At 29.9% G+C, this 26584-nt stretch carries 25 protein-coding genes and 1 pseudogene; 23 read left to right on the top strand and 3 right to left on the bottom strand.

Annotated elements, in window-relative coordinates; translation table 11 throughout:
• Positions 1-95 precede the first annotated feature (95 nt).
• Positions 96-587, top strand: a complete 492-nt coding sequence (locus CPIN18021_RS06485) for a hypothetical protein (protein WP_078424677.1) — start codon at positions 96-98, stop codon at positions 585-587.
• On the opposite strand, the gene CPIN18021_RS06480 is transcribed toward CPIN18021_RS06485, so the two are convergent.
• Genes CPIN18021_RS06480 through CPIN18021_RS06470 form a run of 3 tightly spaced genes read right to left on the bottom strand, consistent with a single transcriptional unit; the run spans position 508 to position 3684 of the window.
• Positions 508-2142, bottom strand: coding sequence for a lytic transglycosylase domain-containing protein (locus tag CPIN18021_RS06480; RefSeq protein WP_078424676.1), 1635 nt, complete (start codon positions 2140-2142; stop codon positions 508-510). The two genes, CPIN18021_RS06485 and CPIN18021_RS06480, sit on opposite strands and share 80 nt — an antisense overlap.
• Positions 2120-2413: a YggT family protein gene (locus tag CPIN18021_RS06475; RefSeq protein WP_078423632.1), complete on the bottom strand. Its 294-nt coding sequence runs from the start codon at positions 2411-2413 to the stop codon at positions 2120-2122. Before CPIN18021_RS06475 ends, CPIN18021_RS06480 begins: the two co-directional genes overlap by 23 nt.
• Positions 2410-3684, bottom strand: a complete 1275-nt coding sequence (locus tag CPIN18021_RS06470) for a glutamate--tRNA ligase (RefSeq protein WP_078424675.1) — start codon at positions 3682-3684, stop codon at positions 2410-2412. The genes CPIN18021_RS06475 and CPIN18021_RS06470 overlap by 4 nt, the downstream gene beginning before the upstream one ends.
• Positions 3685-3815: 131 nt before the next feature.
• Between CPIN18021_RS06470 and mscL the strand changes: the two genes are divergently transcribed.
• From mscL to CPIN18021_RS09095, 22 genes and pseudogenes are all read left to right on the top strand, one after another.
• A complete protein-coding gene (gene mscL, locus CPIN18021_RS06465) occupies positions 3816-4214 on the top strand; it encodes a large-conductance mechanosensitive channel protein MscL (protein WP_078423630.1) in 399 nt (132 codons plus the stop codon).
• 25 nt (positions 4215-4239) lie between these two features.
• Positions 4240-4875 carry a Crp/Fnr family transcriptional regulator gene (locus CPIN18021_RS06460; protein ID WP_089503414.1) on the top strand — a complete coding sequence of 212 codons (636 nt, stop codon included), beginning with the start codon at positions 4240-4242 and terminating at the stop codon, positions 4873-4875.
• Positions 4876-4997: 122 nt separating this feature from the next.
• Entirely contained in the window at positions 4998-5570 is a 573-nt protein-coding gene (locus CPIN18021_RS06455) for a cytochrome c3 family protein (protein ID WP_069632361.1), read from the top strand.
• Between the two features lie 3 nt (positions 5571-5573).
• On the top strand, positions 5574-6935 hold the full coding sequence (locus CPIN18021_RS06450; RefSeq protein ID WP_078423628.1) for a multiheme c-type cytochrome: 1362 nt from the start codon (positions 5574-5576) through the stop codon (positions 6933-6935).
• 135 nt (positions 6936-7070) lie between these two features.
• A complete protein-coding gene (locus tag CPIN18021_RS06445) occupies positions 7071-7982 on the top strand; it encodes an SPFH domain-containing protein (RefSeq protein WP_078424673.1) in 912 nt (303 codons plus the stop codon).
• Positions 7983-7984: 2 nt separating this feature from the next.
• Positions 7985-8437 (top strand): hypothetical protein, encoded by a 453-nt coding sequence (locus tag CPIN18021_RS06440; RefSeq protein ID WP_078424672.1) that lies wholly within the window; start codon positions 7985-7987, stop codon positions 8435-8437.
• A 21-nt stretch (positions 8438-8458) separates the two neighbouring features.
• Positions 8459-9094 carry a uroporphyrinogen-III synthase gene (locus tag CPIN18021_RS06435; protein WP_078424671.1) on the top strand — a complete coding sequence of 212 codons (636 nt, stop codon included), beginning with the start codon at positions 8459-8461 and terminating at the stop codon, positions 9092-9094.
• 232 nt (positions 9095-9326) lie between these two features.
• The gene (gene purD / locus CPIN18021_RS06430; RefSeq protein ID WP_078424670.1) at positions 9327-10580 is read left to right on the top strand and encodes a phosphoribosylamine--glycine ligase; all 1254 of its coding nucleotides are present in this window, start codon (positions 9327-9329) and stop codon (positions 10578-10580) included.
• On the top strand, positions 10570-11022 hold the full coding sequence (locus CPIN18021_RS06425; protein ID WP_078424669.1) for an RDD family protein: 453 nt from the start codon (positions 10570-10572) through the stop codon (positions 11020-11022). The genes purD and CPIN18021_RS06425 overlap by 11 nt, the downstream gene beginning before the upstream one ends.
• Positions 11012-13156, top strand: coding sequence for an LPS-assembly protein LptD (locus tag CPIN18021_RS06420; RefSeq protein WP_078424668.1), 2145 nt, complete (start codon positions 11012-11014; stop codon positions 13154-13156). The genes CPIN18021_RS06425 and CPIN18021_RS06420 overlap by 11 nt, the downstream gene beginning before the upstream one ends.
• Positions 13153-13860 carry a phosphoribosyltransferase family protein gene (locus CPIN18021_RS06415; protein ID WP_078423622.1) on the top strand — a complete coding sequence of 236 codons (708 nt, stop codon included), beginning with the start codon at positions 13153-13155 and terminating at the stop codon, positions 13858-13860. The genes CPIN18021_RS06420 and CPIN18021_RS06415 overlap by 4 nt, the downstream gene beginning before the upstream one ends.
• Complete coding sequence (locus tag CPIN18021_RS06410; protein WP_078423621.1) at positions 13850-16024, top strand: polyribonucleotide nucleotidyltransferase; 2175 nt, start codon at positions 13850-13852, stop codon at positions 16022-16024. Before CPIN18021_RS06415 ends, CPIN18021_RS06410 begins: the two co-directional genes overlap by 11 nt.
• Positions 16025-16042: 18 nt before the next feature.
• Positions 16043-16894 (top strand): universal stress protein, encoded by an 852-nt coding sequence (locus CPIN18021_RS06405; RefSeq protein WP_078424667.1) that lies wholly within the window; start codon positions 16043-16045, stop codon positions 16892-16894.
• A 136-nt stretch (positions 16895-17030) separates the two neighbouring features.
• A complete protein-coding gene (gene pglE / locus CPIN18021_RS06400; RefSeq protein WP_078423619.1) occupies positions 17031-18128 on the top strand; it encodes a UDP-N-acetylbacillosamine transaminase in 1098 nt (365 codons plus the stop codon).
• The gene (gene pglF, locus CPIN18021_RS06395; RefSeq protein WP_078424885.1) at positions 18122-19906 is read left to right on the top strand and encodes a UDP-N-acetylglucosamine 4,6-dehydratase (configuration-retaining); all 1785 of its coding nucleotides are present in this window, start codon (positions 18122-18124) and stop codon (positions 19904-19906) included. Before pglE ends, pglF begins: the two co-directional genes overlap by 7 nt.
• A 3-nt stretch (positions 19907-19909) precedes the next feature.
• On the top strand, positions 19910-20800 hold the full coding sequence (locus CPIN18021_RS06390; RefSeq protein WP_078424666.1) for a PDC sensor domain-containing protein: 891 nt from the start codon (positions 19910-19912) through the stop codon (positions 20798-20800).
• Positions 20801-20968: 168 nt separating this feature from the next.
• Positions 20969-21334, top strand: coding sequence for a chemotaxis response regulator CheY (locus CPIN18021_RS06385; RefSeq protein ID WP_078424665.1), 366 nt, complete (start codon positions 20969-20971; stop codon positions 21332-21334).
• Complete coding sequence (locus tag CPIN18021_RS06380; protein WP_078424664.1) at positions 21334-22161, top strand: 50S ribosomal protein L11 methyltransferase; 828 nt, start codon at positions 21334-21336, stop codon at positions 22159-22161. The genes CPIN18021_RS06385 and CPIN18021_RS06380 overlap by 1 nt, the downstream gene beginning before the upstream one ends.
• A gap of 17 nt (positions 22162-22178) precedes the next feature.
• On the top strand, positions 22179-24086 hold the full coding sequence (ftsH, locus tag CPIN18021_RS06375) for an ATP-dependent zinc metalloprotease FtsH (protein ID WP_078424663.1): 1908 nt from the start codon (positions 22179-22181) through the stop codon (positions 24084-24086).
• A 67-nt stretch (positions 24087-24153) separates the two neighbouring features.
• A complete protein-coding gene (gene pssA, locus CPIN18021_RS06370) occupies positions 24154-24882 on the top strand; it encodes a CDP-diacylglycerol--serine O-phosphatidyltransferase (protein WP_078423616.1) in 729 nt (242 codons plus the stop codon).
• A 111-nt stretch (positions 24883-24993) separates the two neighbouring features.
• Positions 24994-25691: pseudogene (locus tag CPIN18021_RS09100) on the top strand (MFS transporter).
• The gene (locus CPIN18021_RS09095) at positions 25679-26449 is read left to right on the top strand and encodes an MFS transporter (protein WP_219335848.1); all 771 of its coding nucleotides are present in this window, start codon (positions 25679-25681) and stop codon (positions 26447-26449) included. The pseudogene CPIN18021_RS09100 and the gene CPIN18021_RS09095 overlap by 13 nt, the downstream one beginning before the upstream one ends.
• The last annotated feature ends 135 nt before the right edge of the window (positions 26450-26584 follow it).

Genomic DNA, 26584 nt, shown 5'->3' with positions numbered 1-26584 from the left:
TAAAATGGGTTGATTATATCCAAAATAGGCTTAAAAATATTGATAAATGTAATTAAATTTGATAAAATCTTGCTTTAATTAAAAGGTATAAAACTATGAAAAAAAATATATTATTTTTAGCAATGCTTATTATTTTTTTTGGATGTTCAAATAAACAATACACCAAAGAAGAAATTAAAAATGAAATTCTGGCCTATACAAGCAAAAAAGATATTATAACAAAAGATGGTAGAGCGCTTATTGTCGGCACTTATATAAACCCTATGCTTAAAAATAACAATAAAAAGCAGGCAGATGAAAAATTTATCATATCAATAAACCCAAAAAATATAGAAATAGACAAAGACAATATAACCATAAATAGTAAAAACATAAAAGCAATAAATAAATTAAATAGTGATGATGAAAGTTTAAAAACTCTTGGTTTTACTATGCCTTGGTCAGATTATTATGAGATAATAGCTTCAAGTCAAGATAGTGATAAATTGAGGCTATTGTTTAAGTTTTCTATTTGCGAAAATTGTCAGTTAGAGCAGGTTGAGTTAGAATTTCAAAAAGTCGCGAAATCTTTATATTGGAACCAGTAAGAGCTCTATAAATCACATAATTTGCTAATACTTTTTTCCCATAAAGTCTTGTTTCTGAGTATGGTATAAGCTCCATTGACAAAAATGGTTCAAATTTTCCATTTTTAAACATATCATCTCTTAGTAATAATCTTTTTGTAAATCCTATGCCACCATTATATGCATAAGCTATAAAAAGTGGATGTTTTAGATATTTTTCAAGATAATCAAGATGATGGTTTGCAAATCTATATGCAATGGTTGGATTAAACATATCATCTTGATCAAAGTTTTGTATTTTTAGCTCTTTTTTACCTATTGCATTAGCTAAAAATGGCATAAATTGCATTGTTCCAAGTGCATAAGATGTTGATATGACAGATGGTAAAAATAGACTCTCTTGTCTTGCTAATGAAAAAATCATAGATTTTCTTAGACTATTTAGACCATTAAGACCCTCATTTTCTGGAATTATAAAATAGTTTTTCTCCCAATTATTGGCTTTTTGCATAAAATATACATAGGCAGCAATTGTATCTTTTGAATAAAACTGAATAGCTATTTTTTCAAGTTCTTTTTGATTTTTATCTTTTGCATTATCTGCTATTTGTTGCCAAACAAATGGATTTGTTATATCGTATTTAGTTGATTTTTTAATTTTTGGTCTTGGCGCATATATATTAAAAGGCTTGGAGTGAGTCAGCTCTTTCGCGTATAAAGAGTATATGTTTATATCATTGCTTTTTGCAAGTTCATTTAAGATATTTTTGTCTCCTAAAAGATATAACCAAAAATTAGCATTATCCTTTTGTCTTGTTAGTTTATATGTATCAGCTGCTCTTTTAAAAAATGCTTTTGCTTTTTTTGTATTATCTAAAGTGATTGCATTTAACCCTAAGAAAAATGCCTCTTTTTGTTCTGTTATCTCTGGTGTTATTTTTAATAAATTTTGTCTAAATTTATTAAAATCTCTTTTAAGAACTAAGTCCATTAATATTTGAATAAAACCTTTTGTGTTATAAAACATATCCATTGTTTTTTTATTAAATTCAATACCAAAAAACTCATCTTTTTGTTTTTGTGAACTAGCTTTAAATAAAGATACAAACGAGTCCATATCTCCTTGTTTTGCAAAAGCTAAAGCCGGATTTTTGGAGTTTAGATTTAATAAAATTTGAGATTTGTTCTTAAATTTATTGTTTAAACTTATAGCTAGTTTTTCCCTTGTTTGATTGTCTAGTTTTAAACTAAAACTAATGCTTGTTAGCATATTTTGACAAGTCGCATTTGCATCTAATATATTTTTTGCATTGACTTTGCTACAAACCCCAGGTGTGTATTTTGGTGGTAGTATTTGATCTATTGATTTTTTTACAGCTCCACCATTTCTAAAAATATCTTTTGATAATTCTTGAATTTGAGATTTTGTATATTTTCCTTCGTTTATGAGTCTATTTATATAATAATCTTTTATAAGACTTTTTGGTTTGTCTTTTAATTCTTTATAGTCTAAGACCTTAGCGCCTAGCCCTAAAACACTTATAATAATAAGACTAAACAGACGCAGCAAAAGCAAAAAGTAACCTTATGAAAAATAAATCAATAAATTGAAGAGCTAGTAATAAAACTATAGGTGTTATATCTATGCCCCCAAAAACAGTTGGGATAAATTTCCTTATAAATCCATAAACAGGTTCTGTTAGTCTTGCTAGTAATTGAACTATTGGATTATAAGGGTCAGGTCTAACCCAGCTAATTAAGGCCGATATTATAACAACCCAAATGTATATTTGAATAATTGAGTGTAGTATATTTGCAAGTGCTGATATAAATGTTGAAAGTATCATTGTGTAATCTTCTTTAAATCTTTTTTTATTAATGGGTATAACTCATTTAATTCAGAATTTTGTGTTTCTGATGTGAGTAAAACTGTAAGTGGGATTAGAAAACTTTCGCCTGTTAGTTTTGTAATTTGCATGAGTTTATCCTTAAACTCATCAAATGTTTCAAACTCTATAGTTAGGTTTTTTATAGCTTCTTTTATGATTTTAAACTCCTTATCAAACTCCTTTGGAGCTATCTTTTTTGAATAAATTTTTTCTATTTTTTCTTTTATTTTTGTCAAAAGTGAGATTTTATTTGCATAAAAACGAATTAAATTGCTATAAGATTTTTCAAGCCCCAAAAGCTCATTTAGTCTTAAATCACTTGCTAATTTTATATGCTCTTGATTTATTTTTTTAAGTTCTCTTATATCAAAATTTATAGGCTTGTTGGAAATTTTTGTTATATCAAACCAATGAATTGCTTCTTGGAGTGTGAAAATTTCTTTTGGAGTTTTGTTTCCTAGTAAAATCAGATAATTCGCTATGGCTTCTGGCATAAAACCATCATCTAACATAGATTTTATACTTGCAATATCATCTTTGTTTGCTATTTTTGGCAAATGAGCATAACTTATAGGTTTTTCATATCCTAAGTATTGTCTTATTAGATTTTGTCTTGATGTGTTTATTTCGTTGTTTTCTTGGTCTATTATAAAGCTTGTGTCTTGAAACATATCATCTATAGCACAAGCAAAATCAAAACTAGGAGTTTTATCTTTTTTTACTATTATAAAATCATCAATTTCATCCGGACTAAAACTAATTTTACCTTTTATATTGTCTGTAAAAGATATTGTTTGTTTTGGTCTTTTTGTTCTTACAACAAACGGCTTTTCGCAACCCAAAACTTCATCATTGCTCATTTTTTCACAAGTGCCATCATAGCTATATGAGCTATTGCTTTGCTTTGCTTGTTCTTTTTTATGTTTTATCTCTTCTTCTGAGCAAAAACAAACAAAAGCTTTTTTGTCTATTAGTAGTTTTGATGCCAGTTGTCTATGAAATTTTAAATTGTGATTTTGTGCAAAAATTTGTTTTACGACTATGTCAAATTTAGCTAAAAATTCTATTATATCTTTTTGTTTATTTTTAGAGTTTTGTTGTTCGTTTATGTTTTTTAACTTTAGCACAAATTCTTTTTTGTCTTTTGCTGAACATATATAATTAAATATTGCTAATCGTAAATCTTCTACATGCATATCTTCTATTGAAGATTTTGCAAAACAATACATATTATCCCTTAAAATTATTTTGTAATAAACCATTATAACATAACAATATTAAATTATAACGCTTAATATTTTGTAAAGTTTTGTGATTGTAGAATACTAAATATTTTAAAATAAGATAAAAAAGGATAATTTTGAGTTTTTTAAAAGAATTTAAAGATTTTGCTGTTAAAGGTAATGTTGTTGATATGGCTATTGGTGTTGTTATTGGCACTGCTTTTGGAAAGATAGTTTCATCATTAGTATCTGATATCATAATGCCAGTAGTTGGTTTTTTGACAGGTGGGGTTAATTTTTATGATTTAAAATTTATTATAAAAGAATCTATCGGAGATGCTCCAGCTGTAACTATAAATTATGGAAATTTCATACAAACTACAGTTGATTTTTTAATAATTGCTTTATGCATTTTTTGTGTTATAAAGGCTATGAATTCTTTTAAGAAAAAAGAAAAACCAGCTCCAGAAAAACCAGCTCAAACACCACCCGATATAGTTTTGCTTACAGAAATAAGAGATCTTTTAAAAAAATAATAATTTTTAAAATGGAATTAAAATAATGTTAAGAAAAATACCTATTTTTAGTAATTTAAAAGATGATGAGTTATCTAGATTAAAAGACATAACCATTATTAAAAAATACAAAAAAGGTGAGTTCTTGTTTATGGAGGGAGATGATCCTAGATGGTTAATCTACTTGCTTTCTGGCTCTGTTAAGCTTTATAAAAATAGCCCAAAAGGCAAAGAAATTTTTTTACATCAATTGTCTCCAATGAATTTTGTTGCAGAACTTGCAAATTTTGAAAATATAAAATACCCAGCAAATGCTGTTTTTACAGTTTCTAGCGAGGTTTTAAAGATTGACTATTCTAAATTTCGTGATGAATTTTTAATAAATCCTAAAATTTCAATTGAAATCATTAAATCTTTATCTGAAAAATTAAAAATAACCAGCGATATTTTACATCAAGAATTAGTTTTAAACTCAGAAGCTAGAGTTGCTAAGTTTATAGTTGAGCATGAAGATTTATTTAATGAATTAAAATATACAAAGATATCTTCTATATTAAATATAACCCCCGAAACCTTTTCTAGAATTTTAAATAAATTTAAAACTTCTAATTTAATTAAATTTGATAATAATGATTTGATTTTTAAGGATGATGAAGCTTTGATTGACATTTATGATTGCTAAATTATTTATATAAAAATTTATAGAATTTGATTTAAATCAACTCTTTCTAACAAAACTTATTGTATAATCCTTTTCTTTTTATTAATTTAGTATTAATAAATATTTTTCCAAGGAGGTATAAATTGACAAAAAACAAAAAAAAAGTTTTTGTTTTATCTTCCATTATAATAGGTATTTTTATAGGTCTAATTTCTTCTATGGGTATAGCTGATGTATTGCATGCTACCGGAAGTGGATATACCTGTACCATGTGCCATACTATGGATGCTATGAATGCCGCATATAATGAAGACACTCATGGTGGAAGAAATAAACTAGGTATAAAAGCAGAATGTTCAGCCTGTCACCTTGATCATACAAGCGCCTATACTTATGTTTTGACAAAAATTAAAGTTTCTATCAACGATGGCTATAAGACTTTTTTTACCAATACAGACAAAATAGACTGGCGTAAAAAAAGAGAACATGCTTCGCATTTTGTTTATGATAGCGGATGTATGACCTGTCATTCGAATTTAAAAAATGTTATTCAGTCAGGAAAAGCATTTTTACCACATAGGGATTATTTTGTTCTTGGAAACAAGAATAATAAAACATGTGTTGAATGCCATAAAAATGTAGGACATAAAAATCTAGGATTACAAATAGATAAATTTGAAAAAATAAAATTAGAAAAACAAAGTAGAAAGGAGTAGTTTATGCTTAAAAAAGTTGCTATATTATTAGCCTGTATTTTATCGTTCTCTTTTGCAAGTTCTGATTCAAATGAAACCTCTGTAAAATTAAATCTTGTAAAGAACATAAAAATAAGTCATAAAATGACAGAAATGTCAAAAAAATGTGTTGAGTGTCACGCAGAAAAAACACCTGGAGTTGTAGCTGACTGGAAACAAAGTCGTCACTCTCATGCTGGTGTTACCTGTGTTGATTGTCACTCTGTAAACGCCGATAGCCCTATGGCATCTGCAAAAGTTCATCCTAAAGGTTCTGACAATCATATCTCTATGTTAGTAAGTCCAAAAACCTGTGCAAAATGTCATGCCGAAGAGGTAAAACAGTTTGAAGAGAGCGGACATGCTAGAGGTGCTATGCAAATGTATGCAAAACCTGGAATGGTTAAATTAATGTATCATTATGAAGGTGCCGATCATCCTGACTTAAAGATGTCTCCAGACACTACTGGTTGTGCTATGTGTCACGGAAGTATAATAAAACTTGATGCAAATAAAAAACCAACACCAGAAACATGGCCTACATATGGTATAGGTACTGTTTATCCTGATGGTGGGGTAGGTGGATGTAAATCTTGCCATACGATGCATAAATTTAGTGTTGCTGAAGCTAGAAAACCAGCTGCTTGTGCATCTTGTCACTTAGGACCTGATCATCCAGATATAGAGATATTTAATAACTCAAAACATGGTCATATATTTAACTCTGAAGGACATACTTGGAATTATGATAGTGCGCCTGATACTTGGGAGGTACCTGATTTTAGAGCCCCTACTTGTTCGGCTTGCCATATGAGTGGTGTTGGCGAAACTGTTACAACTCACAATATTTCAAAAAGACTAAAATATAACCTTTGGGCTCCAAGGTCAAATCTTAGAACAGCCGGAAATGATAAAGCCGTTGAAGAGTTTAGAAAAACAGGAAAACTTAATATAGGAACCGCTCTTGCTGGACACCCAGAAGGTCCTGAAGCAGCTAGAGCAGAGATGAAACTTGTTTGTAAGTCTTGTCACTCTACTACAAGTACAGATAATTTCTTTACTATGGCTGATAAGCATGTTGAGCTATATAATGTTTATTTTGATGAAGCTAAGAAAATGTTAGATGATTTGAAATCTAAAAAATTATTATTAGAAGATGAGTGGTCAGATGAATTCCAGGAAATCTATTATCATTTATGGCACCATGAAGGTCGTCGTATGAGACAAGGTGCTTTGATGAATGGACCTGATTATGCTCACTGGCATGGTGTTTTTGAAGTTAAAAATGACATAAGAAAACTTAGAAAAATATATAAAGAAAGAATAGAAACTGGTAAAATCCACTAATTTTTAATCTTTTTAAAAGCCGAAAGAGAGAACTATCTTTTTCGGCTTAAAATTCTACTAAACTAATTTAAATTTTTATTAAAGAGTTTTTATTGTAAGATTATGTGTGAATTGATTTTATAATGAAGGCAAAAAATGAGTATAGATCCTATTGTGTTTTCTGTGATTATAATATCTGTAATAGTTATATTGTTTAGCAAAATGTTTAAAATTGTCCCACAATCTAATGTGTATATAGTAGAAAGATTGGGAAAATATAATAGAACTCTTGAAAGTGGTTTGAATTTTATTATTCCTATACTTGATAAAGTAAGGGTAGAGCTTTCTATAAAAGAAGAGATATTAAATATCCCTAAGCAACAAGTTATTACAAAAGATAATGTTAATATTTCTGTTGATGGTATAGTCTATCTTGCTGTTTTTGATCCAAAACTCGCTGTTTATAATGTAGGAAATTATGTTAAAGCTATTTCAAATCTTGCTATGACTACACTTAGGGGAGAGATAGGTTCTTTAAATTTAGATGATACGCTAAGCTCAAGAGATAAGCTTAATGCATCTTTGCAAATAGCATTAGGAGATCCTGCTGCAAACTGGGGAGTTAAAATAACTCGCATAGAGATATCTGAGATATCTGTTCCTCACGAAATAGAAGAGTCAATGAATTTACAGATGAAAGCCGAGAGAGAAAAACGAGCTATAGAGCTAAACGCTCAAGCTGAAAAAGAGGCTCTTATAAGAAAAGCTGAGGCTTTCAAGCAACAGCAGGTTTTAGAGGCTGAGGCTATAGAAAGAATGGCGGATGCTAAAAAATACGAACAGATAACTATCGCAAATGCACAAAAAGAGAGTATTGATATGCTTAATGAAAGTTTATCTAAAAATCATATGGCAGCTGAGTTTTTACTTGCAAAAGATAGAATACAAGCTTTTAACAAACTAGCAAGCAGCCCATCTAAAGACAAGGTTATTGTGCCTTACGAGGTTACAGAACTTATAGGTTCGCTTAGTTTGTTTAAAGATTTTATTAAAAATCAAAAAGATTAAAAATGCAAGATTTATTAATACAAGGTTTTGATATACTTACAAAAACACCATATGGATATTTGATTATCGGTTGTTTTTTGATATTTTTTCAAGCTTTTATACTTGAAAATATATCTTTTGTAGGTTTTGCAGCTTTAGTTGTTTCTGGTGTGATGTTTTTTTATGATATTTCATTTATATTACAAATAATTATTCTTGCTGTTGTTGCTATTTTGACAATGATTGTGTCTAAAAAATTAACTAAAAATAAAAAAAATAATGACCTTGTTGATTTGGCAAAAGATTTAAAACTAAATACACAATATGGACATATAAAAAATCAAATGCTTTACGCTAGAGGGATGTTGTTTAAAATAAATAACATAAACTCTAATGAGCTTAATGAAAATGAAAAAGTTAAAATTATAAATTTAAATAATGACAATAGTGTGGACATAGAAAAATTAACAATATAATTTTTTGTTTTAGAGGTTTTGATGATTTACTTGGTTGGTTCATCTTTAGAATTTGACGGTGTTAAAACTCTTGTTTTAAATGAGATAAGGCTTGCTAAGCTTGAACTTGATTTAAACTCATTTGATTGTTTGATATTGACATCAAAAAATAGTGTAAAATCACTTGAATTTAACAATATAAAGCCAAGTGAAAATATAGAAGTTTTTGTTATAGGCGAAGCAACTTATAGTCGTGCTTTGAAATTTGGTTTTAAAAAAATATATACATCTAAAAATTCACATGGAAATGAATTTGGTATAGAAATTTTACCTTTTTTAAAATCAAAAAAAGTGCTTTATCTAAGAGCTAAAAAGGTTGTTTCGAATATTTTTGATTTTTTAACTCAAAATAAAATAGATATAAAGTATGTGGTTGCTTATGAGAATATTTCTAAAATTGTAGATTTAAAACAAAAACCAACAAAAAATAGTATTATTGTTTTTACTTCTCCATCAAGTGTTGATAATTTTATTATGAATTTTGGTTGGGATGAATCATATAAAGCTATTTGTATTGGAAATACAACTGCAAATAGAATAAATTTTACAAAAAAAATAACAATATCAAAAAAACAAACAATAAATTCTTGTATAGAGCTTGCTAAAACATTACTTTAAGTAAATTTTTTATATAATTACCAAGCCTGAGTGAAGCGACAACGCATTTTTTCAGGGTCCAACACTTTTGTATTAGCGAAGATGTATAGGTGCTCTGTGATGTGGCTTTGTTTGAGTGTGTTTAACATTAGAAGTTGCAACCTTTAAGCGCTTATCTATTTGCAAGATTGGCTTTAATTTGGGCCACTCTTTTATGCAACGCTCATTTGGGTTTTAAAAATACGGAGAATATATGAAAATCCTGATAATCGGAAGTGGCGGTAGGGAATACTCTATCGCTTTAAAACTCAAAGAAGAAAAAAATATAGAAAGTATATATTTTGCACCAGGAAATGGAGCTACTTCTAGAATTGGTCAAAATTTAGATATAAAAGATTACAAAGATTTAGCTAAATTTGCACAAGAAAACGAAATAGATCTTACAATAGTTGGCCCAGAAGCACCACTTAGTGATGGAGTGGTTGATATCTTTAAAACATACAATCTTAACATTTTTGGACCAAGTAAAAATGCTGCTAGGCTAGAGTCTAGCAAGGCTTATATGAAAGACTTTTTGGCAAAAAACAATATAAAAACAGCAAAGTATTTAAATACAGACAATAAAGATGAGGCTTATAAATTTATAGATCAATTAAAAACACCATTAGTTGTAAAAGCTGATGGTCTTTGTGCTGGAAAAGGTGTTATTATATGCCAAGATCATCAAGAAGCCAAAAATGCGGTTGATGATATGCTTAGTGGTAGTAGTTTTGGTGATGCTGGAAAAAGAGTTATAATTGAAGAGTATTTGGATGGATTTGAGCTTAGTTTTTTTGCTATATGCGATGGTAAGAATTTTGTAAGTTTACCTGTGGCTCAAGATCACAAAAGACTGTTAGATAACGATGAAGGTCCAAATACTGGTGGTATGGGGGCTTATGCGCCTAGTCCACTTGCTAATAAAAATTTAATTAAAAAAATAGAAGAAGAGGTAGTAAAACCAACTCTTGTTGGTATGCAAAACGAAAACGAACCTTTTTGTGGGGTCTTGTTTGTCGGTGTAATGGTTGTTGAAAATGAGCCTTATGTGCTTGAGTTTAATGTTCGTTTTGGCGACCCTGAATGTGAGGTTTTGATGCCTTTGATAGATGAAAATTTGAGCGAATTGTTGCTTGATGCATCTAAAGGAAAATTAAAAGATATAAAACTAAAAGATAATTATGCTGTTGGTGTTGTGATAGCAAGTGAAAAATATCCATATTCTAGTTCTAAAAAAGAAAAAATAGATGTAAAACAAATTCCTCAAAATACACATGTTATATATGCTGGAGTAAGTGAAATAGACGGTGAATTATATGCCGATGGTGGTAGAGTTTTAGTCTGTGTTGGTTATGGAAAAAATATAAATGAAGCAGCTAAGAATGCATATTTACTTTGCGATAATATAAGCTTTAATGGTATGCAATATCGTAAAGATATAGCATGGCAGGTGCTAAATGAGCGATAGCTTAGAGCTTAGATTAGAAAAAGAAAATATAAAAATAGCTAGCATAGCTAAGAGATCTGTAGCTTTTGGTATAGATGAAATTTTAGTTAGTGTTTTATTTATGGTTGTATTTTACGATTATTTTAAACTTTATGATGATCCTCAAGATATGGTTAATGCTATATCAAAAATAGTTTTACAATATGTTTTGATTCGTTTTATTTATCAGACATTTTTTGTGTGGTATTATGGCGCTACTATCGGAAAGATTTCTGTTAAAATAGCATGTGTTGATATAGAGTATTTTGATAAACCAAAATTTATACCAAGCGTAATTAGGGCTTTGGTTAGAAATATAAGCGAAAGTGCCTTTTATCTTGGTTTTATATGGGCTTTTGGAAATCCAGTTAAGCAAACTTGGCAAGACAAGCTATCAAAGACGGTGGTCATAGATGTATCGTAAGATTTTTTTGTGTTGTGCCGTTAATTTTAGTTTGTTTGCAGCTACTCAAAATTTTGAATTTTTAGCAGATAATATTTCTCATGAAGATGGTGTGATTGTTGCTGATAAAAATGTGGTTGTCTATTCTCAGGCATATTTAATAACCGCAGATAAAGCTATATATGATCAAAAAAATCAAATAGTTGAGCTTTTTGGTAATGTAAATATGATGAAAGGTGCTGGAGAAATTTCTAGATCTAATTATGCAAAATTAAATTTAAAAAATAATGATTTAGATCTTAAGTCGCTTTTTATGATGAATAAAGATATGGAAATTTGGCTAAAAAGTAATCAAAGCAACTCAGATAGTAAATACTATACAATAAAACAAGCTATTGTGTCTAGCTGTAATGTTAATGATCCTGATTGGAGTATCAGTGCTTCAAGCACCAAACTAAATAGACAGAGTAAATTTTTACATATGTTTAATCCTGTTTTTAGGATAGGAAATGTACCTGTTTTTTATCTTCCTTATTTTGGTTTTAGTATTGACAAACATAGGCGTAGCGGTCTTTTGACTCCTGAAGTAGGGTATAGAAAAAAAGAGGGAATTTATTATAAACAGCCTATATATTTTGCTCCTTATGATGAATTTGATTTTCAGCTAGATCCACAAGTTAGAACTTTAAGAGGCGCTGGTCTTTACTCTGGATTTAGATTTGTTGATTCTGAATATTCAAATGGGGCGATAAATTTTGGTTTTTTTAATGACAAAGAGAGTTATAGGCGAAATCAAACAAATAGCAACTCTAACAATTCTGAATTGAAAAATAAACTTCATAAAGGTATTGAAGTTGAATATAATAGGGATAATCTATTTAAAAATTATTTTAACTTCACATTACAAGAAGGATTTTTACTTGATGCCACTGTTTTAAATGATATAGAGTATCTTAATTTACAGGGTAAAAATGAAGATTATGATTCGCTTGTAACATCTAAATTAAATTATTATATATCTGGTGATGAAAATTATTTTGGAATTTACTCAAATTATTATATAGATACTGAAAAGATAGGAAATAAAAATGGCAATAAAGATACTTTGCAGGAGTTGCCATCTTTGCAATATCATAAATTTTTAACCGATCTCTGGATTCCAAATATATTATATTCTGTTGATTTGCAGTCTCATAGATATGATAGAAAAATAGGCGTAAGTGCTGTTCAGAATGAGCTAAATATTCCATTATCTTTAAATATTCCATTATTTGATGATTATTTTACATTTTCTTTTTATAATAATTTTTATGCAACAAGTATAAATTATAATAATAAGACAAACTCTAGACTCAACAAGAACAATGATGTAAGTGAACAATATATTAATATAGAACATAGATTTGATATGCACTCAGATGTAGCAAAATCATATGATAACTTTTTTCATACAATAAATTATGGTGTTGAATATATAGTTCCTGGCTATAAAAAAGGTGATTTGTCAGAAGATTTTATATATGATCAAGACAGTGTTGCTTATGAAAATTTCTTGTATAAACAAGAAAGAGAACAAGAACTTAGAATGTATTTAACACAATATTTATATACTTCAAATGGAAGAAAAATTTTAAAACATAGTATATCTCAGGGTAAATATATAAAAGATTCTGAATATGGAGATTTAAAAAATAGTATATTTTTATATCCATTTTCAAATTTATCGCTTTACAATAAGATTGAATATTCGCATACAGATGATAAGATTAGAACCATACATTCTGGTATAAATTATACTGGAGATATTTTTTCTTTAAATCTTAATCATACATTGAAAAATAACATAAACTTTCAAAAAGATAGTTATTTGACTTCCTCTGCATCTATAAATTTACCTAGATACTATAAGCTATCTGGTTCTTGGCAGTATGATTTGCAAAACAATAAAACAAAGATGTGGAGAGCAGGTTTAAATCACAATAGAAAATGCTGGAATTATAATTTTGTATATCAAAGAGATATAGAACCAGTGACAACAAGCTCAGGTTCAGCTACTAAAAAAACAGATGGTTTTTATCTTTATGTTAATTTTTATCCAATGGGTGGCGTTCATTATGATTTTTCTATCGAGCATGATTCTACAGGAAATAGATGAAAGAAAATCAAATAAAATTTAAAAATAAATTAGATGCAGCTTTAAAATTATTTGAAGTTTTGCCAAAAAAGGAACTTGCTGATTCTAAAACACTAGTTTTGTGTGTATCTATAGAGTCTGTTATTTTGGTTAACGAACTTTGTAATTTACTTAACCTAAATTACGAGATGCTTTTTTGTGAAAGTATCCCAACTCCAAATAATCCAGAGTGTGATATAGCTATGGTTAGTGAAACAAAAGATGTTATTATAAATGATCAATTAATAGACTCCTTTGGCATAAGTTATGATTTTGTGTACGGACAAGCACATAGAAAATATGAAGAGAAAATTTTAAAAAATATTTATAAATTTAGAAAAGGAAATCTTTTGTCAAAAATAGAAGGCAGAAATGTATTGTTTGTTGATGAGGGGTCTGAAACTGGTATGACAGCTATGATTTGCGTAAAAACATTGATAAACTCAAAAGCAAAAACAATATCATATGCTACACCCGTTATAGCTAGTGATGTAGCAGCGGCTTTATATGATTTGGTTGATAATATTTACACGGTAAATAAAATAGTAAATTTTATAGATGTTGATAGTTATTATGAGGAAAAAATAGAAATAAATGATGATTTGATAATGTCAATTTTAGAGGAAAGTCCAAAATATTTGCCATTACAAAAACAACAAGGAGATATAGATAAAAATGCAATATAGTATAGAAGTAAATAATCAGATTGAAATTTTTGATTTAAATAAGGTTGCAAAACAAGCATCTGGGGCGGTGCTGTTACGTGTTAAAAATACTGTTGTTCTGGCAACTGTGGCAAGAGAAGATACTTTGGTTGAAGAAGATTTTTTACCACTTACGGTTCAATATATAGAAAAAAGTTATGCTGCTGGTAAAATACCTGGTGGTTATATAAAAAGAGAGACAAAACCAGGTGATTTTGAAACATTAACATCCCGTATTATTGATAGGTCTCTAAGACCTTTGTTTCCAAAAGGTTACGCATATCCTACTCAAATAGTTGTAATGGTTTTATCAGCTGATCCTGAAGTTGATCTTCAAGTTGTTGGGCTAAATGCTGCAAGTGTTGCTTTATATCTTAGTGATATTCCTGTAAATAGACCAGTTTGCGGCGTTAGGGTGGGTTATATAAATGATGAGTTTATTATTAATCCAACAAACTCAGAGCTTAAAACAAGTGCTTTGGACCTTTATGTGGCTGGAACAAAAGATGAGCTTTTGATGATAGAAATGAGAAGTATGCCTCAACTTAATGATGAATTAATGCCTGCTGTTGATTCTTGTGTTGGTGTTGATTTTGCTTTTAAACAAAATATGAATGAATTTAGCGAAGATAAAATGGTTGAGGCTATAGATTTTGCTGGCAAAGCTATACTTCGTGCCACAAGAGCATATGAGGAAGCTTTTAGTAAGCATAAAAAAGAAGATGCTGATTTGGAATTAAAGCCAGAGATATTAAATGATGAAGTAGCTATTTATATAGATAAAAATTATAAAGATGATGTTAAAAATGCTATAAATCAAATGGCTAAAAGCGAGCGTGCTAGTGAATTAGGAAATATAGCTAAAAGAATTTTGAGTGATGATGAAGCTACTCAAAAAGGTTGGGATGAAAAGCTTATAAATAATGTTTTATCAAAATATAAAAAGAAAATAGTTAGAGAGCAAATTATAAACGAAAGCATTAGAGCTGATGGTAGAAAACTAAATGAAGTTAGACCAATTAGTATAGAAACAAATATTTTACCTAATGTTCATGGCTCTTGTTTATTTACAAGAGGGCAGACTCAAGCTCTTGTTGTTACAACACTTGGAACAGACTCTGATGCTCAAATGTACGATATGCTAACAGAAAATACAGCTTCTGTTGAAAAATTTATGTTTAATTATAATTTTCCAGGATTTAGTGTCGGTGAAGCTAGCCCTTTAAAGGCTCCTGGAAGAAGAGAACTTGGTCATGGAAACTTAGCAAAAAGAGCCTTAGCGCCTAGTATAGATATAAACTCAGCATATACTTTAAGGGTTGTTTCTGAAATTTTAGAGAGTAATGGTTCTAGTTCTATGGCTAGTGTTTGCGGTGGTTCGTTATCTCTTCGTGCAGCTGGCGTTGATACAATAAAGCTAGTTGCTGGTATAGCAATGGGACTTGTTTTTGAAGATGATAAGCATGCTGTTTTAACTGATATAATGGGTCTTGAAGATCATGATGGAGATATGGACTTTAAAGTTGCTGGTACATTTGATGGCATAACAGCCCTTCAAATGGATATAAAACTTGGTGGCATTAGTCTTGATGTTTTAAGAGAAGCTTTATATCAGGCTAAGCAAGGTAGAGAGCATATACTTAAATTAATGCAAAAAGCAGATGAAGAAATAGTTATAAACGATGCAATACTTCCTAAAATGGAGCTTTTTAAAATAGAGCCTAGTAAGATAGTTGATATAATCGGACAAGCTGGAAAGACAATCAAAGAAATCATTGAAAGATTTGGTGTTGCTATAGATTTGGATAGAGAAAAGGGTGAAGTAAAAATTTCTGGAAATAGTAAAAATAGTGTAGATGGTGCTAAAGATTATATTATAGAATTAACTTCTAAAGAGAATAAATTTAATAGAAAATCAAACGACAGAAGAGACAATCATAGACAAAAACCAGTATTTAATATAGGTGATGAGTTTGATGGTAAAGTAAAAAGCGTTGTTGATTTTGGTGTGTTTGTTGAATTAAAAGATGGTGTTGATGGGCTTTTGCATAAATCCAAAATCCAAAATCCTTTAAATGTTGGAGATATTGTGAGAGTTGTCGTAAGCGAACAAAAAGGCTCAAAAGTATCTTTATCATTGGTTTAAAAATAGTTAGGAATAAAAATGAAATATAAAAAGATTCTTTTTCCAATTGGTGCAGGAGATGATGCAACATCAATAATTTATGGCGCCTTGCAAGTTGCAAAGTGGCTTAAAGTTCATATTGAAGTTTTATCTTGTCAGATAGATCCTAGTATAGTATATAATATGAAAATGACATTAAGAGGCGGTGTTTTATTTGAAGAGTTTTTAAAATCAGCAAAGGCTGATTTGGAAGAAGAGCATATGAAAAATAAAAATGCCTTTATCAAGATGTGCAAAGAGCTTGACATCGAGGTTAGTGATAATGCTATAAATGGCAAAGCTAGTGCCAATTTTATTATTAAAGATGGTAAAAGAAGTGTCGTTGTGGAAAGAGAATCTAAATTTTATGATCTTATCGTTGCAGCTGTTCCTATTACTGGTAAAATTACCGGGACATTTGAATCAGCTGTTATGAAAAGCGGAAAAGATTGTATAGTTATTCCTAGAAATTTAACTAAGTTTGAGCCAAAAAATATACTTGTAAGTTGGACCTCTACCCCAAATAGTGCTAGGGCTTTAACAAACTCTCTTGATTTATTAAAAAAAGCAGATAGGATCCATTGTATCACAGCAAAGAAATCTTTTAATGAAGATAATGGACATGCTATAAATAAATTAGAGGATTATTTAAAAATGCATGATATTAATGCAACTTGTGAGGTTATTAATACTTATTCGATTCCGGGTAAAGCACTTGCAAAAGTTGCTAGTGATGGTAATTTTGATTTGGTTGTTGCTGGAAGACAGGGTGAAAATGGACTAAGGGAGATGGTTTTGGGCGGAACTTCAAAATTTTTCTTAGAGCATACAAAAGTTCCGATTTTTATGTAATTTCAACACAAAAATAGAAAAATAATTACATGGTGTTTTGAATTTTATTTATTATGCCATGTATTTTTTATTATAAAAATAATTTACTTTTAAATTTTACTTGATACAATTTCTAAAATTTTTTAAGGTGTCTATTGTGCAAAAAGTTTTTTTATCCCCTCCGAATATGAGCGGTAAAGAAGAAGAGTATATATCAAATGTTTTTAAAAGCAACTATATAGCTCCTCTTGGAGAATATGTTGATAAGTTTGAAAATATAGTTAAGGCATACACAAAATCAAACGATGCTTTGGCACTAAGTAGTGCTACATCAGCAATACATTTAGCGCTTAGAGTTTTAGGAATAAAACAAGATGATATAGTTTTGGCTTCAACATTTACATTTATAGCATCTGTCTCACCAATTCTTTATGAAAAGGCCATTCCTGTTTTTGTAGATTGTGATGATAGCTGGAATTTAAGTCCAGAGCTTTTAAAAGTAGCTATAAAAAATAGTCCTAAAAAACCAAAGGCTCTTATACTAACTCATCTTTATGGCCAATCTTGCAAAATGGATGAAATATCTGATATTTGTAAAAACGAAGGTATCTTTTTAATAGAAGATGCTGCTGAAGCACTTGGTGGATTTTATAAAGATAAAGCGCTTGGAAGTTGTGGTGATTTGGGTGCTTATAGCTTTAACGGAAATAAGATTATCACTACATCTGGAGGCGGAATGCTCGTTGGGGATAATAAGCTTATAAAAAAAGCAAGGTTTTATTCGACTCAAGCAAGAGAACCTATGCTTCATTATGAACATAATGAGTATGGATATAATTATAGATTAAGCAATGTTTTAGGAGCTATCGGTTTAGCTCAAATGGAAGTTTTAGATGAAAGAGTTAGGCAAAAAAGAGCTGTGTTTGAAATTTATAAAGAGCATTTAAGTGATATTTTGGATTTCATGCCTGAAATTGAAAATTCTCGCGGAAACAGATGGCTTAGTACCGGGGTATTTAAAGAAAAAAATATAAATTTAAAAATAATTGAAAAACTATCTAAAAACAACATAGAAAGTAGACCACTTTGGAAACCTATGCACTTACAGCCATTATTTAAAGATAGTCTGAGTTTTGTTGATGGAACTAGTGAGAGTTTATATAATGATGGGATTTGCCTACCAAGTGGCAGTTGTTTAGATATTGCTACACAAGAAAAAATTATAAATTTAATAAGACAAGAGATAAAGTGTTAAAAACTACAAAATTAAAAAGACTGATATTTTTTATTTTTGGTGATATTGTATTATTTTGCATATCTATATATTTTGCTTTTTTGTTGAGGTTTAATGGCTTTATACCAGATGTTTTTTATACAGGTTTTTTTATTAGTTTGGTGTCATTAAATATAATAAAACTTTTCTTTATGTGGTTTTTTAAAATTTATAGAGTTCCGTGGAGATTTTTTGGACTTAATGAGGCTAGGAAAATTTTTATAGCTCATTTTTTTTCGTTTGTATCTTTTTATTTTTTATTTTTATATTTTCAAGATTTATTTAATCCCTTTCCTAGAAGTGTAATATTTATAGATTTTGTTATTTCTTATTTGTTTATCGGTGGATTTAGGATATCAAAGCGTATGTTTTTGGATTTTTCAGTAAAAACAAAGCAGGGTAAAGCTTGTATCGTTATCGGGGCTACAAACAAAACTATACAAATTTTTAAAGGCTTGAAAGATGGCTATATAGATGATTTTTATGCCGTTGGTGTTTTTGATAAAAGACAAGAGCTTATTGGCACTTATTGTGGTGGATTTTTGGTTCAAGACAAAACAAGTATAAAAAAAATTGTCGATGATTATAGTGTTAAAACAGCTATAATAGCTTTGAACTTAAATCAAAATGAGTTAAAAGAACTTTTTGATGAGCTTATGGTTTATGGAATACGAGATATTAAACTTTTTTCATTGATTGAAGATAATCCAATAAAAGACATTCGTATAGAGGATTTGTTGGCTAGAAAACCAAAAGATTTAGACCAAGAGATACTTGCTAAATTTATTTGTGATAAGGTTGTTTTGGTAACCGGAGCTGGTGGAAGTATAGGCTCTGAAATAGTAAAACAGTGTTTAAAATTTGGTTCAAAAAAAATTATTTTAGCTGATAATAGTGAGTTTAATCTTTATAAAATATCAGAAGAAACTAACGATGTTAGATGTATTTGTAAGATGGTTGATATTACAAATCTCCAAGATATAGAGAATATATTTTTAGATTATAAACCTGATATAGTTATACATGCGGCTGCTTATAAACATGTTTTTTTGTGTGAATTAAATCCTTTGGCTGCTGTTAAAAATAATATTATAGGAACAAAAAATATTATAGATTTATCAAAAAAATACAATGTTAAAAAGGTTGTGGTTATATCATCAGATAAGGCTGTTAGACCAACAAATATTATGGGAGCTACAAAAAGAGTTTGTGAATTGTATGCTTTAAATTCTAATGAAGATAGTAGTTGCGAAATAGTTTGTGTTCGTTTTGGAAATGTTTTAGGAAGTAGTGGTAGTGTTATACCAAAGTTTAAATCACAAATAGCTCAAAATAAACCTTTAAGTGTAACTCATCCTGAAATAACTAGATATTTTATGCTTACTAGCGAGGCTTGCCAACTTGTATTGCAAGCTGCATCTATAGCTTCTGGTGGAGAGCTGTTTGTTCTTGATATGGGAGAGCCTGTTAAGATACTAGACCTTGCTAAAAAAATGCTTTTTCTTTCAAATAAAGAGCATTTGGGTGTGAAATTTGTTGGTCTTAAAATGGGTGAAAAATTATATGAAGAATTGCTTGTTAACAAAGATGATATTCAAACAAAATTTGAATCAATATTTGTTACAAAATATGAAAAATATGATATTGTGAAATTAAATAAAGAGATACAGCACCTTATCACTTTAAAAAATGATAAAATTTGTGAAGTATTAAAAGATATAGTTCCTGATTTCAACCACGAATTAAATTTAAAGGATTAAAAATTGGTCATAAAAGACATACAAAGATTTAGCGATGTAAGATACAAAGCAAGAGCATATTTGTGTTATATTTTTGAAAGAAATATTCCAAATAGATTGCCAGGCGCAAACTTGCAAAATATAAAAGATGGTTTTGATAAGGTTGTTCATGAGATAGAGAATTTTGATGCATTTTATATACTTGATAAAAATGGAGTTCAGGTAGAAAATGCTCTTAGTGCAAAGAAGGAATACTGTGTTGGAGCTGGTGAAAATAGGGCCAATAAAGCTTATTATTATTCTACTGTAAAGTTAAGAAGATTTTTTTTAAGTGACCCATATCCATCGGTGCTAGATGGTAAGCTTTGTGTTACTGCAAGTATGCCGGTTTATAATGAAAAAAATGAGTTAAAATTTATAGCTTGTATAGATATATCTCTTGAAAATATTTTAAGCATTGTTGATAGTGGAGGTATTGAAAGACATTTTGGTAATTTTTTAAAAAGCGTTTATACTTTATTTTGTGGATCGCTTTTTATGATATGTGCTTTTTTGTTTTGGCATGGAGTAAAAAGTTTTATATCACATACATCAAATATCCAAATAGAACAAATTTTTGAATCAACCATTATATTGACATTGGCACTTGCTATTTTTGATTTAGTAAAGACTATTTTTGAAGAAGAGGTTATGGGCAAAAACCATGATGAAACGAGCGTGGTATATAAAACAATGGTTAGATTTATTGGCTCTATTATAATAGCGCTTGCCATTGAGGCACTTATGCTTGTGTTTAAATTTGCTATTACTTCACCGGAAAATATTATAAATGCTATTTATTTAATAGGTGGTGTTGCACTTCTTATGGTGGCTCTTAGCATTTATTTAATTAGTGTAAAAAAGCAAGATAGATGATTTTTATAAAATAAAATTATTATTTTAAAAATTAATTGCTATTTTTTTTATTTTTAAATAGTAATAATTATAAAAATAAGAGAGCTTTTTTTATCTTTTAGAATAATTAAAGCTTTAATAAATAGATTTTTTGATAGAATAAAGCATTTTTTTTAAAAAGGATATTATGTGAAAATATTAGTAGTAGATGATAGTTCAACTATGAGAAGAATCATAAAAAATACTTTGCAAAGGCTTGGCCATCAAGATATTTTAGAGGCCGAGCATGGTAGCGAGGCTTGGAATTTATTAGGACAACATAGTGATATTAATGTTTTAATAACTGACTGGAATATGCCTGAAATGAATGGGTTAGAGCTTGTTAAAAAAGTTCGTGCAGAGGAAAAATATGTTGATATGCCGATAATAATGGTAACAACAGAAGGCGGAAAAGCTGAGGTTATAACTGCTTTAAAAGCCGGTGTAAATAACTACATAGTAAAACCTTTTACACCGCAAGTTTTAAAAGAAAAACTTGAAGACGTTTTAGGTTAATGAAAGATAATTTTTATGAGTTAAGTGTTAAAACACTTAAATTTTACCCTGAGATATTGGAGTTTATTTTTTTACTTGGCTTTACTTGTGTGGAAGAGTGTGAGAATAATGAAATTTTGTTGCGCGATGAATCTGATTTGAGTGAAGTTGAGTGGGGTATAAAAGAATATATAGATAGAATTTGCCAAACTTTAAATATTGATAGTGATTTGGTAACTAATTTAAGTATTAGAGAAAACAAAGATTGGATAAATGAATATAAACAAGCTATTAAACCAATTTTGTTGGATAATTTTTATATACGCCCTAGTTGGGAAAAAGAGCTTGATGGTGTCAAAAATATAATAATAGACCCAGCACTTGCTTTTGGGTCAGGTCATCATGAAAGCACAAGCTCTTGTGTTTTATTTTTACAAAAATATGCAAAAGAAAATTTACATGCAATAGATGTTGGTTGTGGTAGCGGAATACTTAGTATATTGATGTCAAAACTTGGTTGCGTCGTTGATGCTTGTGATACAGATGAGCAGGCTGTTAAAAGCTCTATTGAAAATGCAAAATTAAATAATGTTAAATATAATAAAATATGGACAGGTTCAATATCTGATTTAAATATTAAATATGATATTGTTGTTGCAAATATTATAGCTGATGTTATATTTATGCTTGAAAAAGATTTAAAAAATATTTTAAAAGATGGTGCATACTTAGTTTTGTCGGGCATATTAGCAAAATATGAAACTCGTATCAAAGATACTTTTAAAGAGTTTGAATTAGTTGAACAAAAACAGCTTAATGATTGGGTTAGTTTTGTGTTTAAAAAATAATTTTTAAGAGGAAATTAATGAATAATAAAAAACAAAATAATAACGATAATGGCAATTTCTTTAATAAGAATCCAATTTTTATTTTTGCTATTTTTTCTATTGTGATTATATTGATTTTCAGAAGTTTAACTGGAGACAGCATGATGGGCTCTATTGGCTCTAATGCTCAAACGAAAAATATAGCATATTCTGATTTTAAAGATATGGTTAGAGGTAAACAAATAACACAAGTAGCTATATCAGACAGCACAATTAAAGCAGTATCAAATGATAGATATGTTTATATAGTAAAAAGAGTTTCTGACCCAACATTGATACCTATGCTTGAGCAAAATGGTGTTGAGTTTGGAGCATATAGTGATACGAATTGGTTTAGTGAGTTACTTTTTTCTTGGGTTCTTCCTGTTTTTATATTTTTTGGAATTTGGATGTTTTTGGCTAGTAGAATGCAAAAAAATATGGGCGGAGGAATTTTAGGTATAGGAAGTGCCAAAAAGCTTATAAACTCTGAAAAACCAAAAACTACATTTAATGATGTTGCAGGCGTAGAAGAAGCAAAAGAAGAAGTTGAGGAGATTGTTGATTATCTTAAAAATCCAGATAAATATCTTCGTCTCGGTGCAAAAATACCAAAGGGCATTTTGTTGGTTGGGCCTCCAGGAACAGGTAAAACATTGCTTGCAAGAGCTGTTGCCGGCGAAGCAAATGTTCCATTTTTCTCAATGTCCGCTTCTAGTTTTATAGAGATGTTTGTTGGTGTTGGTGCTAGCCGTGTTAGGGATCTTTTTGAAAATGCAAAAAAAGAATCTCCAGCCATTGTCTTTATAGATGAGATAGATGCTATAGGAAAGAGTAGAAACTCAAGCCCTATGGGAGGAAACGATGAAAGAGAACAAACTTTAAATCAACTTTTATCTGAAATGGATGGTTTTGATGCTGATAAGGCTCCTGTTATAGTTATAGCTGCTACAAATAGACCAGAGGTTTTGGACGCTGCTTTACTTAGACCTGGTCGTTTTGATAGACAAGTTTTAGTAGATAAACCTGATTTTAAAGGCAGGATAGATATATTAAAAGTTCACATGAAAGATGTTAAAGTTTCAGATGATGTAAACTTAGAAGAGATCGGAAGATTAACAACTGGTTTGGCTGGAGCTGATTTACAAAATATAATAAATGAAGCAGCTTTACTTGCTGGTAGAAATTCAAAAAAAGTTGTAGAACAAAATGATCTTGTAGAGGCTGTTGAGAGATCAATAGCTGGACTAGAAAAAAAATCACGCAGAGTAAATCCTAAAGAGAAAAAGATAGTAACTTATCATGAAAGTGGACATGCCTTGATAGCTGAAGTTACTAAAGGTGCTAAAAAGGTTAGTAAGGTTTCTGTTATACCTCGTGGTTTGGCAGCTCTAGGGTATACGCTAAATACTCCAGAAGAAAATAAATTTATGATGCAAAAGCATGAACTTTTGGCTGAAGTTGATGTATTGCTTGCTGGTAGAGCGGCCGAAGAGATTTTTATAAAAGAGATTTCAACAGGCGCTAGCAATGATCTAGAAAGAGCAACAGATATATTAAAAGCTATGATTAGTATTTATGGCATGAGTGATGTTGCTGGACTTATGGTGCTTGAGAAACAAAGAAATAATTTTTTAGGTGGTCAAAGCATAAAAGATTATAGTGATAAGATGGCTGAAAAAGTTGATGAATTTGTAAAAAATATGCTTGATACTAGATATGCCGAAGTTTTACAAACACTCAAAACTTATAGCGGTGCGATAGAAGATATGGTAAAAGCATTATATGAAGAAGAAACAATTAGTGGTGAAAAAGTTAGAGAAATTATAGCAAATTATGAGGAAGTAAATAACATGCCTACTCGCTTAGATAATTCAAAAGATGATTTTTCTGACAACAAGGTTTAATTAAAAAATCTACGGTAAAATCATCCGTAGATTTTTATAAAATTTATTAATTATTGGATTTTGAATTATGAATGAATTAAAAAAAATACAGCTTATGTATGTCTTACCAAATTTATTTACAGCAGCTAGTGCTTTTACTGGTGTTGTGAGTATAATTTCATCTATCAATGGACAGTATTCTAAAGCTATACTTTATGTATTTTTGTCTTTGATTTTTGATGGATTAGATGGTCGTGTAGCAAGACTTACCAAAACTACTAGTAAATTTGGTGTTGAATTTGATAGCTTAGCTGATTTGGTTGCTTTTGGTGTTGCTCCAAGTATTCTTTTTTATCTCGCTATTGGGTATCAATTTGGTAAATTTGGAGCTTTAATTAGTGCTATTTTTGTTGTTTTTGGAGCCATAAGATTGGCTCGCTTTAATGTAACAACTGGCACTTATGAACCAAATGTTTTTATAGGACTACCTATACCTACCGCGGCTATAGTTTCTGTGGTATGGGTAGGATTTTATATAGAGTATGATTTTTTGAAAGGGTTTGAACTAGTTTTTATGTTTTTTAAAGCCATTTTGGGTATGTTGATGGTAAGTAATATTCGTTATCCTAGCTTTAAAAAGATAAACCTAAAACAGATGCATGTTTTAAGAACATTGATTGGACTTGTTGTTACCTTTTCCATGTTGTATTTATATCCACTAGAAAGCTCTATGGTTATAACAAGCGCTTATGTGTTATATGGTTTGGCAAGAGCTGGCATAATGTATAGCAAAAATTTAAAAAAGGAGAGCAAATGATTTTTTGTATTACTAAAATCATAATATTTATTTTTGAAAATAAAAACTTTCCTCTATTGCTACTTAGGTAGTAAAATTACTTCACTTTTAACTCAATAATATACAAGATTTATACGAGATGTTGCAAGTAGTTGGCTTATAACAGACCTTTCTGCTTCACCTGCTGCTGTTTCTTTGATACAAGCGGCTACAACATTACCTGTATTTTTACTTGCTATACCAGCTGGGGTATTTTAGATAGGCGTAAATTTCTAATAGCAATACAGCTTTTATTAGCTTCAAGCAGTATTAGCTTGATGTTTTTATCTATGACTGGACTCCAGTCTGTTGCTACTTTGGTTTTGTTTACCTTTGTTGGTGGTATAGGTGCTGCTTTAATGGAACCTACTTGGCAGACAATAGTTCCTGAATTAGTGCAACGCAAAGAGTTAAAAAACGCAGTCGCTTTAAATTCATTAGTGATAAATATAGCAAGGGCTGTTGGGCCTGCTGTGGGTGGTGTTGTTTTAGCTCAGTTTGGTGCTTATTTTGCTTATGGAATGGATGTTATAAGCTATGTTTTTGTTATCTCTGCTTTACTTTGGTGGAAGCCACAAGTAAAAGTTAAAGATGAGCTTTTTGAAAACTTTGGCGGTGCTTTTAGAGCAGGTCTTAGATATGCAAAATCAAGCAAACCTTTACATGCAGTTTTGTTTAGAACTATTATATATTTTATATTTGTTAGTGCTATGTGGGCTTTACTTCCTTTGGTCGCTCGTAAGCTTTTATCAGGCATGTTGGATTTTACGGAATACTTTTGGCTTCAATAGGTCTTGGTGCTATTGTTCTTCCAAGACTAAGAAAAAGGTTTGATTCTGACAAGTTAATAGTATTATCAGCTATTTTAAGCGGCATTGTTATGCTTGGTTTGTCTTTTGCGCCACCTAAATTTATAGCTGTAATTGCTGTATTTTTCTTAGCTTCAGCTTGGATTATAGCTTTAACAACTCTTAATAGTGTAACTCAAACTATATTGCCAAATTGGGTTCGTGGTCGCTCACTTGCCATATATATTACTACCTTTAATGGCGCAATGACTGCTGGTAGTTTGATATGGGGTGTTGTTGCTCAGTATATTGGTATAAGCCTTACTTTGGTTGGGGCTGCTATTTTGCTAGTTGTAGCAAATATTTTAGCTAGTAGAAAAAAACTACCACTTGGAGAAGATGATTTAAATCCAGCACAGCATTGGGAAGAGTCATATACTCATTCTAAGATAGATTTACATCGTTCGCCTGTTTTGGTTCAAGTTGAGTATTTAGTAAAAAAATCAGACCAAGAAGAGTTTTTACATAAAATAAAAAAACTAGCAGAACATAGAAAAAAAGATGGTGCGTATGCTTGGGGGATAGTTCAAAGCACTCACGATGAGGAAATTTTGCTTGAATGGTTTTTTGTTGAAAATTGGGCAGAGCATTTAAGGCAGCACAATAGGGTTTCTAAGGTTGATGCTATGCTTCAAGCAGAAGTTAATGCATATCATCAAGGAGAAAAACCTAACATAAAACATTTTGTAGGCATGAGCTAATAAAATATATTTAACATAAAATTAGAAAATATATAGTGTATTTTAAGTAAAACAAAGCTTTTTTTATGTATTATTTCAGCTCATAAGGCTTTATAAAGTAGGGGATAGATCCGAAATAAGCTTTAAAATTTTAAG

It is taken from the genome of Campylobacter pinnipediorum subsp. caledonicus (assembly GCF_002022005.1).
Lineage (GTDB): Bacteria > Campylobacterota > Campylobacteria > Campylobacterales > Campylobacteraceae > Campylobacter_A > Campylobacter_A caledonicus.
This window is presented reverse-complemented; position numbering and strand designations above follow the sequence as displayed.

Bases quoted from the DNA above. Each gene is read 5' to 3' on its own strand.
- CPIN18021_RS06475 (WP_078423632.1), bottom strand. From the start codon at position 2,413: ATGATACTTTCAACATTTATATCAGCACTTGCAAATATACTACACTCA.
- CPIN18021_RS06405 (WP_078424667.1), top strand. From the start codon at position 16,043: ATGAAATATAAAAAGATTCTTTTTCCAATTGGTGCAGGAGATGATGCA.
- CPIN18021_RS06450 (WP_078423628.1), top strand. From the start codon at position 5,574: ATGCTTAAAAAAGTTGCTATATTATTAGCCTGTATTTTATCGTTCTCT.
- CPIN18021_RS06485 (WP_078424677.1), top strand. From the start codon at position 96: ATGAAAAAAAATATATTATTTTTAGCAATGCTTATTATTTTTTTTGGA.
- CPIN18021_RS06425 (WP_078424669.1), top strand. From the start codon at position 10,570: ATGAGCGATAGCTTAGAGCTTAGATTAGAAAAAGAAAATATAAAAATA.
- CPIN18021_RS06440 (WP_078424672.1), top strand. From the start codon at position 7,985: ATGCAAGATTTATTAATACAAGGTTTTGATATACTTACAAAAACACCA.
- CPIN18021_RS06435 (WP_078424671.1), top strand. From the start codon at position 8,459: ATGATTTACTTGGTTGGTTCATCTTTAGAATTTGACGGTGTTAAAACT.
- purD (WP_078424670.1), top strand. From the start codon at position 9,327: ATGAAAATCCTGATAATCGGAAGTGGCGGTAGGGAATACTCTATCGCT.
- CPIN18021_RS06410 (WP_078423621.1), top strand. From the start codon at position 13,850: ATGCAATATAGTATAGAAGTAAATAATCAGATTGAAATTTTTGATTTA.
- CPIN18021_RS06420 (WP_078424668.1), top strand. From the start codon at position 11,012: ATGTATCGTAAGATTTTTTTGTGTTGTGCCGTTAATTTTAGTTTGTTT.
- CPIN18021_RS06380 (WP_078424664.1), top strand. From the start codon at position 21,334: ATGAAAGATAATTTTTATGAGTTAAGTGTTAAAACACTTAAATTTTAC.
- CPIN18021_RS06415 (WP_078423622.1), top strand. From the start codon at position 13,153: ATGAAAGAAAATCAAATAAAATTTAAAAATAAATTAGATGCAGCTTTA.
- ftsH (WP_078424663.1), top strand. From the start codon at position 22,179: ATGAATAATAAAAAACAAAATAATAACGATAATGGCAATTTCTTTAAT.
- CPIN18021_RS06470 (WP_078424675.1), bottom strand. From the start codon at position 3,684: ATGTATTGTTTTGCAAAATCTTCAATAGAAGATATGCATGTAGAAGAT.
- CPIN18021_RS06460 (WP_089503414.1), top strand. From the start codon at position 4,240: ATGTTAAGAAAAATACCTATTTTTAGTAATTTAAAAGATGATGAGTTA.
- CPIN18021_RS06445 (WP_078424673.1), top strand. From the start codon at position 7,071: ATGAGTATAGATCCTATTGTGTTTTCTGTGATTATAATATCTGTAATA.
- pssA (WP_078423616.1), top strand. From the start codon at position 24,154: ATGAATGAATTAAAAAAAATACAGCTTATGTATGTCTTACCAAATTTA.